Here is a 16,941-nt window from a genome sequence, read left to right as displayed (position 1 = left end):
AATTTTCTTGTGTGAAACAAAACTAGTGCACACTGCCACCTAATCCGATAACGGCTTCTACATCAACCACTCCATCCTTAATTGCGGTCGATAAATCGGTATAAAGCAAGGCTTCTGCTTGCTCAAAACTGACATTTAAATTATTAACCATACACACTTGGTTACGGCCATTGACCTTACTTAAATACAATGCCATATCGACTATCTGCAATACCTTCTCCCAATCCAACTTCTCTTCGTTAACACCTGCAAAGGGTAAATGAATAAAACCACCACTTGCTGTCACATCAATACTATGCTGCTCAAACTGCACTGGTGTCTGAGCAATCGTTTTTAATATCCGCTGAATAAACCCCGTTACCTGTTGCAACGAAATATTATCTAGTAATAATAATATTTCTTCTCCGCCCCAACGCACCACAAGATCATTATCACGACAACTAGCTTGTAAACGCTTAGCCATTTCAATTAATACAGCGTCACCTGCGTTATGGCCATAGTTATCATTAATTCGTTTAAAAAAATCAATGTCCAACATTAACAAGCCTGTTAGCTTAGTGACGGCATCAGTTTGCCGACGTTTCTCTTGCCGCCCCTGCATATGCTCAACTAAGGCTCTACGATTATATAAACCGGTTAAGGGATCACGAAGCGATTGGATCGCGAGCTGTTTATTTGTCTCAGTTAACTTTTTATTTGACTCGCGCACCTTACAATATAAAAGATACATGCCTACTGCAGCAAACAGCATAAGTAACACAAACATAAAGGTGAGCTTTTGCTGTAACTCCTGATTTTTTAATAACTGTGCTTTGAGTGAGTTCTCTTGCTCTAAAATAATAATTTTTTGCGCTTTTGATTTATTATCATAACGGTTTTGTAGCTCATTTAAGCGCGCCTCTCTATCGGCCGAGCGAATCTCTTCCTGCAGCTTCATTTGCTTTAATAAGGTTTCTGCTTGTTCTTTATATAACTCTGCGGCTGCATAGGCCTTAGCTAACCATTCAAGCCTAGGTTCATAGTCAGATTTTTTAGTACTATTCTCGAAGTAATCTAAGCTAGCTAACATTTGCTCTATACCAGCTTGTTGTTCACCATCCATAACACGTATATAGCCTAAGTTTAGTCTTAATAAATGTACAGAGTAGGTATCGTCTAAAATTTCAGCTCGTTTTAACGCGTCTTGTAACACTTTTTTGGCAGCAGAATATTGCTCTAACTCAATATAAATGGCGCCTATATTATTTTCAAAGGTTAACGCAAGTTGCTCCCAATCCACCTTTATCGCTTCATCTAAACCTAGCCGATAAAGTGTGATAGCCTCATCCATCTTTTTCTCTTCGGCAGCGATATAACCCAGTAATAAATACAACTCAGCTAAAGTATTACTAAATTGATATTTTTTTGCATCCGAGATTAGTTGTTCGGTAATTTGTCTAGCTTGAGGCCAGTTTTTAAGTTCAAGATGTAAGTGGGCAATGTTGAAATTTAAGAAAAAACGGCGGCGTACTTTTAAAGTATTATCAGTTTTATCAATCGCATCTAAAGCTTGAATAAAATGATCTAAAGCCTCGCTATATTGACCGTCCTCTTTATAAATACGGCCTAAAACATTATGAGCATAGAATTTAATCCGTACATCAGTAGCTTGCTCTAATTCCGTTTTAAGTAAATCAGACTTAATAATAGCGTCGTCCAATTTTCCTTGATAAAGCAACATTTCTAGTTCAGTCGCATAAATTTCAGTTAAGGCATTAGGGTTTTCTGTTCGTTTAGCAATATCTAATAATTGCTGTAATAATTCAGCGCTCTGTTCAGTATTATCAGAAAAATAGGTGTTAGTTGTTAAATAACTAAGTAATCTGGCACGGCTTTGCAAGGCAGGAATGTCACTATTAGTTTCAGCAAGCTTATTAAGCATTACTATCGAAGCTTCTCTATCTGTTGCTAATAATTCAAGGTATTGGTCTAATTGTGATTCAAGCTGTTGATCAATATCAGTCTGTTCCGCTAGTACTTGAAATGCCAAGCAACTCAATAACAGCATAAACAGCGATACTAAAAAATGCTTTATCCACATAGGCTCTTTCCTGAAGGATTTTATAGTGTTAGCTAAACTTAACCTAAAAGGTTATAAATTGCACACCTTTTAGAAGTTAAAAAATGTATAGACTAAAATGTAGATTTTATTAAACAACGTAAGTGAGCATTTACTAACAAAAAATGCTTACCTTAACGGTAACAATAACAACTTAATTAACGCGACCACCGGGGCCGTATTCTATCGTTATCTCCACTAATTCTTGCTCTATTGCCCTACCTAAATCACTATAAAGTAAAGACTCCGCTTGCTCGTAGGGTACTTTTAAGTCATTTACCAGATAAACCTGATTCCGACCATTTGTTTTACTTAAATATAATGCCATATCAGCAATTTGCATCACTTTTTCCCAATTTAATTGCTGCTCGCTAACCTTAGCAAAGGGTAAATGAATAAAGCCACCGCTAACGCTAACATCAATCAGATGCTGCTCAAACTGTATAGCAAGGCTCAGCCACAGCTTTTAAAATACGCTGAATAAAAGGCCTTACTTGGGATATGGAAATATTATCTAAAGCTCGGCATGAGCCGTTGCGATATTAAAATTTAAAAAAGCTTGTCGACGTAACCTTACAGGGCTGTTTTTATCGTCGGTTAGTTCTAAAGCATCTAGTGCTTTTATAAAGTGTTGCAATGCCTCAGAATATTGGCCATCCGTCTTATACACTCGGCCAATAACATTGTGGCTAAAATATAAAATACGCGGTTCTGTAGCTTGGGCTAATTTTGACTCGAGCCTTTCAAGCTTAATAATGGCTTGATCTAGCTTTAAATCGAACAATAATAATTCTAACTCAGTGGCGTAAATCTCGCTTAGCGTATTAGGATCATCAGTTAACTCAGCAATTTGTAATAATTGCTGCAGTAATTGCTCACTTTGCTCAAAATCTTCTGCATGATAGGTATTAGTAACTAAATAGCCCAGTAACCTCGCCCGGCTTTGTAAGGCGCTAATGTTTAAGGAACTTGCTGTTAATTGCTCAATAAGCTCAAGCCCAGCATTGAAATCTGTTTGGGTTAGTTCAATATAATGATCGAGCTGCTGCTCTAACTCTGGATCAACATCAGCTTCATCTGCAACTACTTGGCAGACTATGCTACTGAATAATATCAAGGCATAAATAAAACGATGTCTTATTAACATAAGCCTCCAGTTACTACGCAAATTAATATTTACATTTGAACATAACCTATAAGCTTATTGATTGTATATATTTAGCATAAAATGATGTCAATAAAGCAATCACCCTCGTAAAAAAATGGCAACCAAAGGCAGGTTTTGCATTCTCTGCTGGCGTAAGCTTTTTAACTGCTGACATAACAACTGCAAATAAGGCTGAAAAGCACTGCTGACTTTATACTGTTGAATCTTTGCAATAAAAGGTAACTGTGTATCAGGCAGCATCGCCGAAGCCGCATGCTGCTTGATTAAATTAAAGCTAGGTAACAGTATCGTAGAGTAATGCTCATGCAAAGCGATACTAACCCCTTTAGCATCAAAATCGCCAAAGTAAATCATTGTTTTGTTTGTAGCTAACCAAGCTGCTTGTAATGCTTTAGCCCCTTTACTATACAAAGTATCGCCACGATAAATTACTAAACAATGACTCAAGTTTAATGCAATCTCAAACTGCTCTAACTGATAAAAACAATCTAGATTTTCTACAACTATAAGTGTACTAAAGTCAGATAAATTAAGTTGCTGCCAATCAATATCAGCAATTTGTATCGGTACATTAGATAAACGATGTAAAGCGGTTAAACGAACTAAAACTCTAAGTTCTCGTGGTTTTTTCCCTACAGTTTTAATTTCTTGATTACTTAAATTCGCACTCTCTAAGCGGGTTTTATCAGACAAAAATTGCCTAAAATCAACTTGTTCTAATTGCTGTTGTACCTTAGCAATATCATCTAACAGCCTATTATTAAATACTACTTCGGGTATATTTAAACTATTTGAGCTAATAATATCCTGCTCTATACACCAAGCAATAACTTGCTGCGCAACCTTAGCTCGAGTTGACACTTTCACTTGACCTGTAATAGCTATCTTTTTTTGCAAGCCTCTTAACCAAGTTAAAGCTTGGCCTTTAAGTGCAGGGTAACTCATAACGCTATTTGTAAGCCTATTTTAACATCTTGTATCAACAGAAGATTGTTGACTGCACTTTGGGCTGTTTCCTCTCGTTTAATTAGAAACATCTGCTTTTCTTCTATTGGTAAGGCTTGGTATTCTGCGATTATTTGATACAGCCACATCTCGCTGTCCCAGGCTAATTCTTTTTCTAGCAAATAATCTAACGCACTTAAGCTACTGGCTTCATCAATAACCCTAAGATAAAAGTTTTCAACATCCAGCTTTAAAGCCTGCTGCCTAGCAATAATGGCTTCATCATCTGGCTGTATGCTAGCACTGGCGCTTTGCTGCTCTAATGTCTGATGTAAACTTGGCCTTGGCAGCTGACGCACTAATTCGGCTAATACCTGACGCTCACTGGCTCGGTCTAACGCAACAGCTGCTTGCGGTATAATAGCGGCGGCTTGATTAAATAACGATGGCACTTCAGAGCGATTAGCATAGTCTGCTGGCTGATATTTCGGATGCTGGCGTAAAAAGGCCGCCATGTTAGCAATTAGCATAGACCGCGCTTGCTGTTGGCGAAATTTGGCTAATAAGGCTAATAAGCGCTTTTGTACTTCAAGCAAACTACTGTGGTGAGAACTTAGCTGATTCTGTAATTGACTAACCAACAACTTACGTAGCTGATTATTCCCCTCTGCAAGCTCTATTAGCTCGTTAAAGTCTAGCAGCCCCAAACCATCTAGCAGCCGACGTAACTGCTTTTGCGCTCGTTCATTTTCTCGAATTTTATCATCCAAACTACTTACAAAACCAAAATCGCTATTTAAGCGGTGCCATAAACTATCAATGGCCTCTTCAAACTGACCGCTTAAGTCGTGCACTTGCTCGGTTAAGCGCTGTAACTGCAACTCAGCAACGCTGTAATCACCTTTAAATTGCGCATCGCGATAAGCTTGCACCCTATTACGTATTTGTTCTAGCTTTTGGGCAACATCTGCATTAATTTGCCGGCGGTTTTCATCTGCCACCATACTGGCTATCAGCTCACTTACTAAGGGCCTTAAAGCTAGTGGTTGCTGTTCATCAGGCCGCCATAGAATGCGAGCAGCAATTAGCTTTTTCAGTGCAATTTCGCTAAAGGCTGTTTCATCCACATAACCGGCAAGATAACCTTGCATTAATACTTTATGGTGCTTGCCTAATAAAGCTAAACGCTCGGCGCCTATACTAAATAAATTAGAGTTAAATAAATTAGAGTTAATACTGGCCTGATTGCTCACCGTTATGCTACTCAAATTAATGGCTCCTGCGTTGGTGTATCTTCTACAGGCAGATGCTCCTCATCACGAATAAAGCGAATAACATCAATTAAATAGTCAATTTTAGCTGTCACAATATAATACTGTCTGTCAGCATGAGGTTGCAGTAAGTAACCATGCTCTTTTAAGCGGCGAAAGATTAGCTTAATTTGACTATCTAAGGCCTCACTTTGGCTATTAAAAAAGCGATCCGCAGCCAATTGTTGCAAACGATGGCGCAAACTTTGGTTATCTTCAGTGCGCAAAATAAACTCTTGCAACTTAATCGTATCGCCCGCGGTAATTGCGCTATCACGACCTAAGGTTTCTTGCACTAACTGTAGCCATTCTAATAAAGGCAAAAGTGACTGAATTGTTTGACTAAATTGGTTACTTAAATGCTCACGCGCTGTGGTATTCAGTTCGTGATATGCCAAAAAATAAACGCTATTGTCATCATTACTGACTAAACGCCGATTTAATGGCCGTAAATAATGATTCATTTCTTCTTGGGTTTGCTCATTGCTTAAATGACGATAAGCATCACTGTCGGTAATTTGGCAAATAAAATCACCGGATAATAAGCGCTCTAATAATGCACCATGCTGGATCATTAGCTAACCTCCTGTTGCCGCTGCGCTAAGCGCTCGCTTAGCCTGCTGACTTTAGGTTGAATACGTTTTAACTGTCTCTTAGTTGGATCTTGCTGACTAGGCTCAATTAAATAGCGATGCTTAAATAGCATTAATACGTCAGATTCAGGGTTAGGAAAGGCACCAACAATAATAATGTTATTAGCACTACAGGCAGTAAATAACTTCTCAACATTATGATAAGCCAAGGTACCTATTTCATCGATAGGCCAATGAATCGCTACCTTAGCCTCGCCACGTAATAAGCGAGTAAAGGCCAGTAAGTACTTACATAAAATAAGGTAAGCCATACCATGACTGGATGACTCCAATAGTTGCCTATCACTTTTAATCACCAGTTCAGAGCCACCTTCACTTAAGTGCAGCTCTAAGCGCAATAATGACTCTATGCTGTATTGTTCATCAGCACGCAATAATTCAACTACATCGGCTAAAGCATTTAAGTAATCTTCAGAAGGTAAGGCTTTGCCCGAGCTAGTCCAGTCATCATACAGCTTGGCAAAATGCTTTAAGGGCTGCCAAAAACCTAGTTCGTCTATGGTAGACAAAATTCTTACTTCTGAGCGACTAATCCCCTCAAGCACTAAATCATCAGCGACTGCCGCACTTAAGCGCCGGCTTTGCATAGCAATACGTCGATTAATATCACTAAATACCGTGAAGAAACTTTTTAGATCTCCGCCAATGTTTTCGCCCATTTCTAATAGCTGCTGGCGTTGATCTTGTAGAATACGCAGTAAATCAGCCAAGATTGGCAACTGTTGCCGTTTGCCTGCCCGCTCGGGTAACTGACGCTTTTCATGCTCTAGCCGATCTAAAAACTCGGTTCCAGCATCTTTGCTTAAAATGGCTTCGAATTGTTCTAGTTGCGTCGTTAACTGCTGCTCTACTAAGCTACGCTGGGCTAACGCTTCATTGCTACGCGCTAAACGCTCGATTAAATCAATGGCTGAAGTCAGGTTAGCCGGTGCTATGCTAGTTAAATCTAACTCAGCAAATTTAGCTAAACTCACCCTAAGCTGCTGCAGTGCTTGTTCAGCTTGTTGCATCTTGTCTTGCCACTGCTGTTTTTGCTCTTCTAGCTGTTGCTGACGCTCACTAAACTGCACTTTTAATTGACTTAACTGTTGCTGTAACTGCCGCTGCTGTTGCTTTAAGTTTGTTTCTTTTTCTAATAACTGAGGCCGTAACTGTTGCCAGTCTAGCTGCATAAAGCGTAACCATTGCGCCAGCTCGTCTTGCCGACTTTCTACATGTTTAATCTTAGTTTTTAATTGCTCTTGTCGCTGCTTTAAGTCAGTTAAACGACGAGGATCTATACCTTTACTCGATAACTCGTCATTAAAAGCTTGTTGCAGTTCTTTAATCTGCTGTTTATTAGCTTCTCGTTTATCTGATAACTGCTGTTCTAGCTGCTCTAATTGCTGATCAAATACGTGTAGTTCAGTTTGCCAGTCGGCCTTTAACTCTATTTTTTGTGCCTGATGATCATCGGTTAAGGCTTTACTATCCTGCTGTTGCTGCTGCTTTAATTGCGCTAGCTGCTCTTGTTGTTGGCTCAGCTGAGTGCGCACTTTGGCTTGGCGCTGTTTTATTAACTCTCGTTGCGCTGCCTCTAAGCGTTTGCTGGCATCACTGGCATACTCAATATTTTGTTCAAATTGCGTATACTGCCACTGTGCTTGTTCTAGCTGTGCCTGAACTAACTCGGCCTGCTCATGCTGTAATTGCAGCTGCTTTTCAGCTTGTTGTTTATGCGAAGTCGCTTGGCTAAGCTTATGCTCTGCACTTTGAATGCTATGACCAATTGCTTCTTCATCTTGTGCATGCTCAGGGGTATCAATAGCGGTTAGATCTAATTGCAAGCCAAATAAGCTATTGGCTGTAGCGTCCGCGGCTAAATTAGGCTGTAGATCATGTCGCTCTAGCAAGGCTGGCTCTATCACCTTACCCAGGCTTTGCTCCCAACCACTATAATGCAAGCGTAAAAAATGTCGTAAACTGCCTTGTTCAGGGGTTAATTGTCGATGCAATTGCTGCAAATAATGCTCTGCGCTATGTAATTGCTTTCGTGCTTGTTGTAACTGACTATCCGCTTGATCTCGCTGCGCTCTTACCTTTTGTAATTGCTGTTGAATTTGCTGAACTTGACGCGCTTGTAGTTGTGCTTGTTGCTGGGCTTGTTCTAATCGTAACCCAGCCTCTTGCCGCTCTTCATGCTCAGCCTCGGTTAACGCTGAAGTCGTTAGTTGACTTTGTAACACCGCTATAGCACTGCTAGCTTGGGTTAATTGCTCTGAAAACTGTTGTTGCTGTTGTTGCAGCCGCTGCTGAAATGCTTGCTCTAAAGCAGACAAAGCATCATCTTGCTGTTGTCTGCTGTGATCTTTTTGCTGTTGTAATTGTTTAGCTTTTACCCGCTGTTGCTCACTTAAACGGGTAAAGGCTTCAGCGAGTTTAGCTTTACGTTGCTCTAGTTGACGCTCTAAATCGCCGTGCAGCTCTACCATCAGTTGATATTGCTCTACTAGCTCTTGCAAGCTTTCTCGCCAAAGCGGTAACGCATCGGTATCCTGCTGCAACTGGTTTAAATCTCGATTTTCATAAGCTTCATATTGGTTTTGTAGTTGATCTAAGCGAGCTGTGGTTTCAGTTAAATCGGCTTCAGCTTTACTTAGTTGGCTATTTAACGCCATTTGCTGCTCTGAAAACTGCTGTTTATGGCTGCTAAGTTGGCCTTTTAAGCTGTTAACTTGTTGCTCTGCATCGGCTTTATCCGTTTTTTGCTGCTGCTCATCTTGTAGCAATAAAGGCTGCAAGGCCGCTAATGTCGCTTCAGCGCCATCTAACTGTCTTGCTAGCAGCTGTAACTGTTCAAAATGCTGCTGTAAACTATCAACCCGCATCGATTGGCGCATTTGCAAGATCCACTCGCGGGCTTTGGTGTTTTTCATTTTAGTCGTCGGCAGGGTAACGCCATCTTCTTCAAAAATGGCAGCCAGCATCGACTTCAGTGTATCCATTTTACCTTCTTTCGCATGCACAGCACTAACCAGCTTTTCAATATGGCGCAGCTTATGGCCACTGCCAACTAAGCTAAAGCTAGCCGCTAAACGGCGCAACTTAACACTGTCACTATTATTGCCACGTAACGAAGTCGAATCATTTTGAATAATGCTACGGTATTCGCTAGTTGCGGCAATTTTATGCGACACTTGAATATCAGGCAAAGCACGCATTGTGCTGGCCCATTCAGCATAGCTATATGCTTTTACACCTTGTGCCGAATGCTGCAAGTAATGCTCGCTCTGATAAGCCGAACCGACAAAGCGGTATTCAACCCCACCATCGCTTTTACGCGTTAATACGACTTGGCATACTTGACCATCTTCTCGTTGATACTCATAGATAATATAACTATTGGAAAAGGGTAAATAAAACTGGTCGAACTTTTTACGAGTTTTTGGTACCACTCGGTTGGGTTGTTCGCCATAAAAAACCGGCACTAACCTTTGCAAGGTTGTTTTACCCGAGGCATTAGTTCCGCAAATATTAGTATGTTGATCTAACTGCAGTTCAACAATACCCGGTAAATGAGTATGAATAAGAATAATACGTAATAATTGTGACATAGCGAATCCTATCGGCCGCGCAGAAATAATAAAAAATCAATGCAGTAACAACGAAAATAGTGATCGTTATTATCCACGTAATGACCTGAAACGCCAGTGCCTAATCTAGATTAAAATCGTCAATACACTTTACAACTTCTGACCTTTTCTTTGCCATATGAAAACTAAAGTTCTGTTTATAATAGATAATTATTAATGGCACTTTATATGCATGTTTATGCTTGGTTTTGACTAATAGAATCAAGGATAGTGTCATGAAAATTAATAAAAACATTGTATTAACGAGTTTTGCTGTAGGGCTACTAAGCTTAGCTGGTGCAGCAAATGCAGGCTTAGTTTTAGATACCGGCTCCATTACAATGGGCGTTCAAGATAACGGCGGCCTAGGTTTTTCAGGTGTAGGTATAGCGTTAACAGGCGGTCCTGGTGATGCCATTATGCCTGGTTGTTTATGTGAAGGTTGGGGCGCTGCATCTGACGGTGTTGGCAGCTATACTTATGGCAACAGCAGCTCTGGTTTTGCGTCATCTAACTTCACTACTACAGGCCCTGCTGATGCAGTTTCAACTGTTGTATTAAATAGTGGTTTAACGATAGTTCATACCTATTCATCTGCTGCAGGCGGCAGTTTATTTGGTGTTAATGTATCTATTTTTAACACCTCTGGCGCTGATGTAGCAGATGTTCGTTATGCGCGCACGCTAGATTGGGATGTGGGGCCTGGCCACTTCGGTGATGACTTTACAACTATTTATGGCGGTACAGCATCAGGACCTGGTGGTAATGTATTGCACACCTCATTTAATCCCTTCGCAGCTCCAAACCCAATGAGCCTAAGAGGCTCTTATGGTGGTGTTGCTGCTAATACTAATGGTACTAATGTCACCGGCGACTTAGGTGCTTACTTTATTCTAGGGTTTGGTAACTTACTTGCAGGCGAATCAGTAAGCTTTGATACCTATATTGGCGCGGCTTTCTCAACATCAAGTTTATTAAGTGCTTTTGGTTCAGTGGGTATTGAAGCCTATTCTTATACTTATGATGATGATGGCGACGCAACTTACGGCTGGGGCTTTGCTAACGTGGGTTTACCACCAGCGATAGATCCTGATCCAACGGGCATTCCTGCGCCAGCTTCTATTGCCTTATTTTCATTAGGCTTAGCAGGCTTAGGTTTTAGATTAGGCCGCAAAAACAAACAAAAAGTTTAAGTTATAGCTAGCGACATAAAAACCAGCTAAAGCTGGTTTTTATGTCGTATTCATATTTAAGGCTCACCAAAATCATTAGCAGCCTTGCCAAAGACTGGAATAGTAATATGCCACTTTATCGCCGCTGTTCTAAACAATAATAAACTAAACATACCTATGACCATGGCTTGTAATTGCTCAACACCTAAGGCTAATAATCCTGTATAAAGTATACCGGCAAGAATACAAGTAATAGCATATAATTCGCCTCTAAAAACCATAGGAATTTCTCGGCATAAGACATCTCGGATCATGCCACCGCAAACGCCACTCATAGTGCCAAGTAAAATAGCTACCATAACCGAAGTGCCATAGTCTAACGATTTTTGGGTACCAGTAATAACAAACACAGCCAACCCAAAAGCATCTGCTATTTGTAAGGTGTTATGCGGCACAGTTAGCCGTTTACGCAGTAATAAAATAGTGCCTATAGCAGCAATAAAAATAGCATAAAAATAACTATTATCATTAATCCAAATAACTGGAGCGCCTAACAATAAATCACGTACTGTGCCACCGCCAATAGCAGTTACACTCGCAAGTACAATAACCGCAAAGCCATCCATTTGATTACGCCATGCAGCTAAAGTACCCGTAACGGCAAAAACGGCAATACCAAATAAATCAAACCAGTGAAAATAGAGTTCCATACATTACCTTAAGCTGGCTATCGCCGAATTGGGCGGATTATAAGTGCAATAACCTTAGTTGTTTAACTAAAAACAAATAATACTCACTTTGTTAAAATAGGCTTTTATGTTAACATTTTTTTGTTTATTAACATCAATCACGTAAAGGATTAGCATGAAAAAGTCAGTAATAGCATTGGTTGTCGTGGCTGCAGCCGCTGGTGGTTTTTACTTTGCCAACCAAAAAGCTGAAGAAGCCATTAAAGAACAGATTGTTTTAGCCAATCAAAGCTATATTGAATTAGCGGCAAAGGGTGAAATGCCACTAATTGCGCTAAGTTATAAGGATGTTTCTGCTAATGTTCTCACTTCTAGTTACAGTATTCAAGATCTAGCCGTTAGTATTGGTGATTTTGGTAATGTTGCTACAGTTAGCGAAATTACTGCAACCGGCATTAAACCTAAGCAATTAGCTGATAAAGGGGAAATGACTCTTACCGGTTTAAAAGCCGCCCCAGCAGCGTTACAAATGCTGCCACCTAACTTAAGTGCTTTTGTTCAAAGCTTAGAAATCCATGGTGATTATAGCTATGCTTACAAAAACGATGGCTCATTACAATTTAGTCAGGCTACTCATATCAATGATGAGTTTAGCTTAAGCTATAATTTTTCACTTGCTAATATGCAACAGTTTTGGCAATACGCTAAAGATGTTACGGCCATGCCAACTGAACAACAGCAAGCGTTAACAACTAGCGAAGATTACCCAGAGCAAATGTTAAAACAGTTAATCACTGGCGCGCTAAGCAATGGTGAAATTGTGTTAGCAAATAATGGTTTTTTACAACGTTTAGCTAAAATCTCTGCTGAAAGCGGTCAAGGCGCAGACTTTGAAACAATGCAAGGCATGGCGTTAATTGGCGTATCTAGTGCTGAACAAGTACCGGCTGCAATTAAAGAGAATTTAATTAAGTTTATTAATAATCCTGAAAAATTAGCATTAAGCTTTTCTTTTGCCGAGCCATTAAAGTTTTCTAGTGTTGAAAATGGCGATTTAAAAGATAAAGTAAATTCACCAGAAGACTTTATTCAATTTGCTAATTTAAACTTAACCGCTAACTAAATTTAGTTTTTAAGTTTAATCTAATAAAGCCATGCTGACAGTTGTTAGCATGGCTTTTTTAATCACGGCCATTATGCCAATACCGGTTTTAGCTCAATAACATTCTGCTCGGGATCTTCTATATAAATAGATTCCGTTAGCCCAACCGCACCATAGCGCAAGGCGAAATTAGAATAGTTAATTTGATGAGAATCTAAATACTGGGTTAACCTATCTTGTGCAATAGCTTCCAGCTGTAAACAGACATGATCAACATTACGACCATCTTGCTTAGGTGGCCTACCACCTAAGCGCCCTAAATCACTATCAACCATAACAAGATCGATTAAAGCGGTGCCGGCACGTAGTTGCACTAGGCCATTGTCAGAACGTTTATCCCGCTCTATTTTGCAACCTAAGACATCGCAATAGAAATGCAACATGGCATCTAGCTTAGTTGTGCGAAAAACCACATGATCAATACCAATTATTTTTAACATAGCGAAAATCTAGCCTTTAAACTAATATTAATAGCGCTATACATTATCACTGCTACTTAAGCAGGAGTTAAAATGTCCCAGCCCATCAGTTTTAGCTTAGCATCTGAATTAGAGACTTGCGCTTGGTTTAATACAGCAGAAGCTTTGAGCCTTTACAAATTACGTGGCAAAGTCATCGTAATTTCAGCCTTTCAAATGCTATGCCCCAGCTGTGTGTCACATAGCCTACCCCAGGCTAATACACTACAAGCCCTACACCCACGATCACAATTACAAATAATTGGCTTACATACCGTGTTTGAGCACCATCACGTTATGACCGTAGACGCTTTACAGGTTTTTATCCACGAATATAAATTAAAATTTGCTATCGCGGCTGATCAACCCTCTAGCAACAATGATATTCCAGTAACCATGCGTAAGCTTGAACTTAAAGGTACACCCAGCATAGTATTAATTGACAAACAAGGAAGGATCCGGCTAAACCATTTTGGTCATTTACACGATTTGCAGCTAGGTAGTCTTGTTGGGCGGCTATTAACAGAGTAAGTTAACTAAGCTTACTGTAATAATAGGTTTTGCTCGATAGGAATAAACTCAGTGGCAGCATTCATTAAAGACAAAGCCGTAAGGCCAGGCACGCCATACACATAAACAGCTTTGCCTTTTTGTTGTATTTTTTTAGCTAACAAATCAAAGTCACCATCACCCGATACCAGCACAATAATATCGGCTTGCTCAGCATAATCTAAGGCATCAATTGTAATACCTACATCCCAGTCACCTTTAGCCGAGCCGTCAGCACGCTGAATAAAGGGTTTCAGTTTTATTTCAAAACCAATAGCCCGAAGAATATTTTGAAATTGTCGCTGCTTTTCATCACCTCGATCGACAGCATAGGCTGTTGCTTGGATCACAGTACCGCTTTGATTAAGCCGCTGCCAAAATGCGTTATAGTCAAAACGTTTACCATAAGCATCGCGGGTGGTGTAATACACATTCTGCACATCCACTAACACAGCTATTTTTGTCATTTATCACTCTGCATTTTGATTTATAACAACCATTCTATTGGAAACAAGGCTAGTATCTTGACCCCCAAACGCTTCCACCATGAAGTGTTCGGCTCTGAATCATAGCGTACTTGTACACCATTCACTTGCTCTAGCCAATACAAATCACCTTGCTCCGTTATTCTGACATGATAAGCATGTTCAGGTGCTGTAGCAAAAGAGGCTTCCATCTTAGTTGCTAAATCCGTGCTTTCTATAACAAAACCTAATTCTGTATTTAAATTAGCTGATCTTGGATCAAAGTTAAATGAACCAATAAAGACTCGTTTTCCGTCTATAGCAAAGGTTTTGGCATGCAAACTAGCTGCAGAGCTACCAAACATGACCATATTGGTATTTTTTTCTCCCGCACGCATTTCAAATAACTGTACACCGGCCCTAATAAGCTGCTTACGATAACGGGCATACCCAGCATGGACCGCTGCAACATCAGTGGCTTCAAGTGAATTAGTTAATACTGTTATCTCCACACCCGAATTAGCTAAATTAACTAATGCATCTGTACCGGCTTTTGTTGGTACAAAGTAAGCAGAAACTATAGTTAAACGTGAATCCGTGGTTCCTATTACTTTGCTAAGTCGCGCACTAACTGATGCCTCAGGCTCGCTTTTAGCCACTCCTTTAGCCGGATCATCACTAATAAGATAAGTTGGTGCCCAGATCATAGATAAATCTTGCTGCATTAAGGCATTAATAGACGTGTTATTTTCTAATGCTTCAAAGAAATTAACAGCCTTATCACTCGTTCTAACTTGTTCTGCAGCATCAATTAACAACTGACTATCGGCTGCCTCTACTGCCACAACTTCATGTAACGGATAGGCAGATTCGCTAGCCCAGTAGCGATCAAAATCAGCTGAAACTTCTGCAACTATAGGGCCAATTGCTAATACATCAACATCGGTGAACATTAAATCATCACTAGCACCAAAATATTCATCACCAATATTTCTGCCCCCAACAATAGTCACCGTATTATCTACCGTAAAAGACTTATTGTGCATACGCCGATTAACTCGGGAAAAAGACGTTATATAATCAATAATGCGTAAGCGTCTAAAAGTAAAAGGATTAAATAAGCGTATCTGAGCATTATTGTGGCTATTTAATGCCAGTAATAATGGCTCTAGCTCATTATCATTCATATCATCTAATAATAGCCTTACTCGCACTCCTCTGTTTGCAGCATCTAGCAATGCATTTAATAACAAAGTTCCCGTAATATCTTTACGCCAAATGTAATATTGAATATCTAAAGATTTTTCTGCCGACTCAGTGAGTAAAATACGACTAGCAAAAGCATTTCGCGAATCACCTAGCGTATAAACACCTGAAAATTCTGAATTTTCTGCAGATCTGGCCGCTATAGCCAAACCCAGTTTAGTTTGATTTGCTTCGCTTATATCAAGTGCTGTAGATGACTCCCAGATTGGTGGAGCCGGTGCTTGACAGCCAGTTAAAGACATATAAATAAAAATCGTAAAAAAAAACTCGCAGTAATAGCAAACTGTCGCTTTAAGCTTATACATGATTGCCCTATAAATAAGTTTTTTACTTTAATTGACATTATAGCTCTGCTTTTGTCTTTGCGAGATTACGGAAAAGTTTCTATTAAAATGGCGCTCTCTTAAATAAATTACTGTAAAACCCAGTTATAATTGACTTAAATGATAATTTTAAGACTAATATAAGGTGCTAAATTAAACATCAAAATGGCGATTTTGTAATAAGCTAAATACTTAAAATAATTAATATTAAGATCTGTTTTTGGCAACATAAATACTCTGGCATGGATACTTCTAATAGGAGAATTAAACAGTATCAGCATTAAAGTTGAGAAAAAAAGTAGACTAGCGTTAATCGTAAGGCACCAACCAAAAAACTGAGTTAGTAAAACAAGATTATCCATAGTAATCCTTATAAATATTGATTTAGAAAGCCTGTAACTGCCACATAATAACGCCCCACCCTGACTCAAATGCAATAACAAGCATTCTTAACAAGGGTCAATTAAGCATAGTCAGTATTGTTAAAGTCAACTATGATTTAATCTTTTTTAATGCACTTCCTTTATGAGCAGCAATATGTTCTGTTTTATCGCTTTTAATCTCATATTGCGGCTCGTCCGATGAAGCATGATGGGTATAACCTTTATAGTCAAAATCACTAGTATGTACTTTACAAATAGTACCACTGACATGACCCGCTTCTGAATTCCAACTGACATGATCGCCCACTTTAAATTTCTTTGTCATTGTTAGCACCTCCTTATTAAGTTAGCCTTTATCTAACATGATAATTTTAGTTACTTACGTTTTTATCTTAATTGACTATCCTTACTGCCTCGACGATTTATACCACCCGCAACCTTCTTGCTGTTTTCTAATTGCTGCTGACATTGCACGCATAGCCGCACGCCAGCAATAGCTTCACGCCGAGCCTTAGGAATAACCCTGTCGCACTCTTCGCAATGTTTTAGGCTATCGCCCTGTGTTAATTGGCTTCTTGCTTGCTGCACTGCATCTTCAATGCTCGCGTCTATCTGCTCTTGAGTCGCGCCATCTCGGCTCCAACCGCCAGCCATGCTTAACTCCTAATCAGGCTATAAAAGTAGATTCAG

At 39.6% G+C, this 16,941-nt stretch carries 17 protein-coding genes; 3 read left to right on the top strand and 14 right to left on the bottom strand.

The annotated features are described in order from the left end of the window. Nucleotides 1–22: 22 nt before the first annotated feature. The 7 genes from ACRCA4_RS00245 to ACRCA4_RS00215 all read right to left on the bottom strand — a co-directional run bounded on the left by ACRCA4_RS00245 (nucleotide 23) and on the right by ACRCA4_RS00215 (nucleotide 9,767). Nucleotides 23–2,080 carry a tetratricopeptide repeat-containing diguanylate cyclase gene (locus tag ACRCA4_RS00245; RefSeq protein ID WP_433182471.1) on the bottom strand — a complete coding sequence of 686 codons (2,058 nt, stop codon included), beginning with the start codon at nucleotides 2,078–2,080 and terminating at the stop codon, nucleotides 23–25. A 172-nt stretch (nucleotides 2,081–2,252) separates the two neighbouring features. Further along, nucleotides 2,253–2,441, bottom strand: coding sequence for a hypothetical protein (locus ACRCA4_RS00240; RefSeq protein ID WP_433182469.1), 189 nt, complete (start codon nucleotides 2,439–2,441; stop codon nucleotides 2,253–2,255). 171 nt (nucleotides 2,442–2,612) lie between these two features. After that, nucleotides 2,613–3,245, bottom strand: a complete 633-nt coding sequence (locus ACRCA4_RS00235; RefSeq protein ID WP_433182466.1) for a hypothetical protein — start codon at nucleotides 3,243–3,245, stop codon at nucleotides 2,613–2,615. Between the two features lie 99 nt (nucleotides 3,246–3,344). Then, nucleotides 3,345–4,211, bottom strand: a complete 867-nt coding sequence (locus ACRCA4_RS00230) for a DUF7281 domain-containing protein (RefSeq protein WP_433182463.1) — start codon at nucleotides 4,209–4,211, stop codon at nucleotides 3,345–3,347. Then, the gene (locus ACRCA4_RS00225; protein ID WP_433182460.1) at nucleotides 4,208–5,479 is read right to left on the bottom strand and encodes a hypothetical protein; all 1,272 of its coding nucleotides are present in this window, start codon (nucleotides 5,477–5,479) and stop codon (nucleotides 4,208–4,210) included. Before ACRCA4_RS00225 ends, ACRCA4_RS00230 begins: the two co-directional genes overlap by 4 nt. Further along, nucleotides 5,476–6,096: a condensin complex protein MksE gene (locus ACRCA4_RS00220; RefSeq protein ID WP_433182457.1), complete on the bottom strand. Its 621-nt coding sequence runs from the start codon at nucleotides 6,094–6,096 to the stop codon at nucleotides 5,476–5,478. Before ACRCA4_RS00220 ends, ACRCA4_RS00225 begins: the two co-directional genes overlap by 4 nt. After that, nucleotides 6,096–9,767, bottom strand: coding sequence for an ATP-binding protein (locus tag ACRCA4_RS00215; RefSeq protein WP_433182455.1), 3,672 nt, complete (start codon nucleotides 9,765–9,767; stop codon nucleotides 6,096–6,098). The genes ACRCA4_RS00220 and ACRCA4_RS00215 overlap by 1 nt, the downstream gene beginning before the upstream one ends. Before the next feature lie 254 nt (nucleotides 9,768–10,021). On the opposite strand from ACRCA4_RS00215, the gene ACRCA4_RS00210 reads away from it, so the two are divergent. Then, on the top strand, nucleotides 10,022–10,978 hold the full coding sequence (locus tag ACRCA4_RS00210; protein WP_433182452.1) for a hypothetical protein: 957 nt from the start codon (nucleotides 10,022–10,024) through the stop codon (nucleotides 10,976–10,978). Nucleotides 10,979–11,034: 56 nt separating this feature from the next. Here ACRCA4_RS00210 and ACRCA4_RS00205 read toward each other — a convergent pair whose 3' ends face one another. Next, the gene (locus tag ACRCA4_RS00205) at nucleotides 11,035–11,667 is read right to left on the bottom strand and encodes a trimeric intracellular cation channel family protein (RefSeq protein WP_433182450.1); all 633 of its coding nucleotides are present in this window, start codon (nucleotides 11,665–11,667) and stop codon (nucleotides 11,035–11,037) included. 154 nt (nucleotides 11,668–11,821) lie between these two features. On the opposite strand from ACRCA4_RS00205, the gene ACRCA4_RS00200 reads away from it, so the two are divergent. Then, on the top strand, nucleotides 11,822–12,769 hold the full coding sequence (locus ACRCA4_RS00200) for a hypothetical protein (RefSeq protein WP_433182447.1): 948 nt from the start codon (nucleotides 11,822–11,824) through the stop codon (nucleotides 12,767–12,769). A 71-nt stretch (nucleotides 12,770–12,840) separates the two neighbouring features. Here the strand turns inward: ACRCA4_RS00200 and ACRCA4_RS00195 are convergent, their stop codons facing one another. Then, entirely contained in the window at nucleotides 12,841–13,248 is a 408-nt protein-coding gene (locus ACRCA4_RS00195) for a VOC family protein (protein ID WP_433182444.1), read from the bottom strand. A gap of 72 nt (nucleotides 13,249–13,320) precedes the next feature. On the opposite strand from ACRCA4_RS00195, the gene ACRCA4_RS00190 reads away from it, so the two are divergent. Then, complete coding sequence (locus ACRCA4_RS00190) at nucleotides 13,321–13,797, top strand: redoxin family protein (RefSeq protein ID WP_433182441.1); 477 nt, start codon at nucleotides 13,321–13,323, stop codon at nucleotides 13,795–13,797. Nucleotides 13,798–13,808: 11 nt separating this feature from the next. On the opposite strand, the gene ACRCA4_RS00185 is transcribed toward ACRCA4_RS00190, so the two are convergent. The 5 genes from ACRCA4_RS00185 to ACRCA4_RS00165 all read right to left on the bottom strand — a co-directional run bounded on the left by ACRCA4_RS00185 (nucleotide 13,809) and on the right by ACRCA4_RS00165 (nucleotide 16,905). Next, nucleotides 13,809–14,282, bottom strand: a complete 474-nt coding sequence (locus ACRCA4_RS00185; protein WP_433182438.1) for an NYN domain-containing protein — start codon at nucleotides 14,280–14,282, stop codon at nucleotides 13,809–13,811. Nucleotides 14,283–14,302: 20 nt separating this feature from the next. Continuing rightward, nucleotides 14,303–15,787 (bottom strand): phospholipase D family protein, encoded by a 1,485-nt coding sequence (locus tag ACRCA4_RS00180; protein WP_433182435.1) that lies wholly within the window; start codon nucleotides 15,785–15,787, stop codon nucleotides 14,303–14,305. Nucleotides 15,788–15,984: 197 nt separating this feature from the next. Beyond that, the gene (locus tag ACRCA4_RS00175; RefSeq protein ID WP_433182432.1) at nucleotides 15,985–16,230 is read right to left on the bottom strand and encodes a DUF6868 family protein; all 246 of its coding nucleotides are present in this window, start codon (nucleotides 16,228–16,230) and stop codon (nucleotides 15,985–15,987) included. A 130-nt stretch (nucleotides 16,231–16,360) separates the two neighbouring features. Beyond that, nucleotides 16,361–16,576 (bottom strand): DUF2945 domain-containing protein, encoded by a 216-nt coding sequence (locus tag ACRCA4_RS00170; RefSeq protein WP_433182429.1) that lies wholly within the window; start codon nucleotides 16,574–16,576, stop codon nucleotides 16,361–16,363. 62 nt (nucleotides 16,577–16,638) lie between these two features. Next, a complete protein-coding gene (locus ACRCA4_RS00165) occupies nucleotides 16,639–16,905 on the bottom strand; it encodes a DksA/TraR family C4-type zinc finger protein (RefSeq protein WP_433182426.1) in 267 nt (88 codons plus the stop codon). Nucleotides 16,906–16,941: the final 36 nt, after the last annotated feature.

Source organism: Rheinheimera sp. WS51 (assembly GCF_050936095.1).
Lineage (GTDB): Bacteria > Pseudomonadota > Gammaproteobacteria > Enterobacterales > Alteromonadaceae > Alishewanella.
This window is presented reverse-complemented; position numbering and strand designations above follow the sequence as displayed.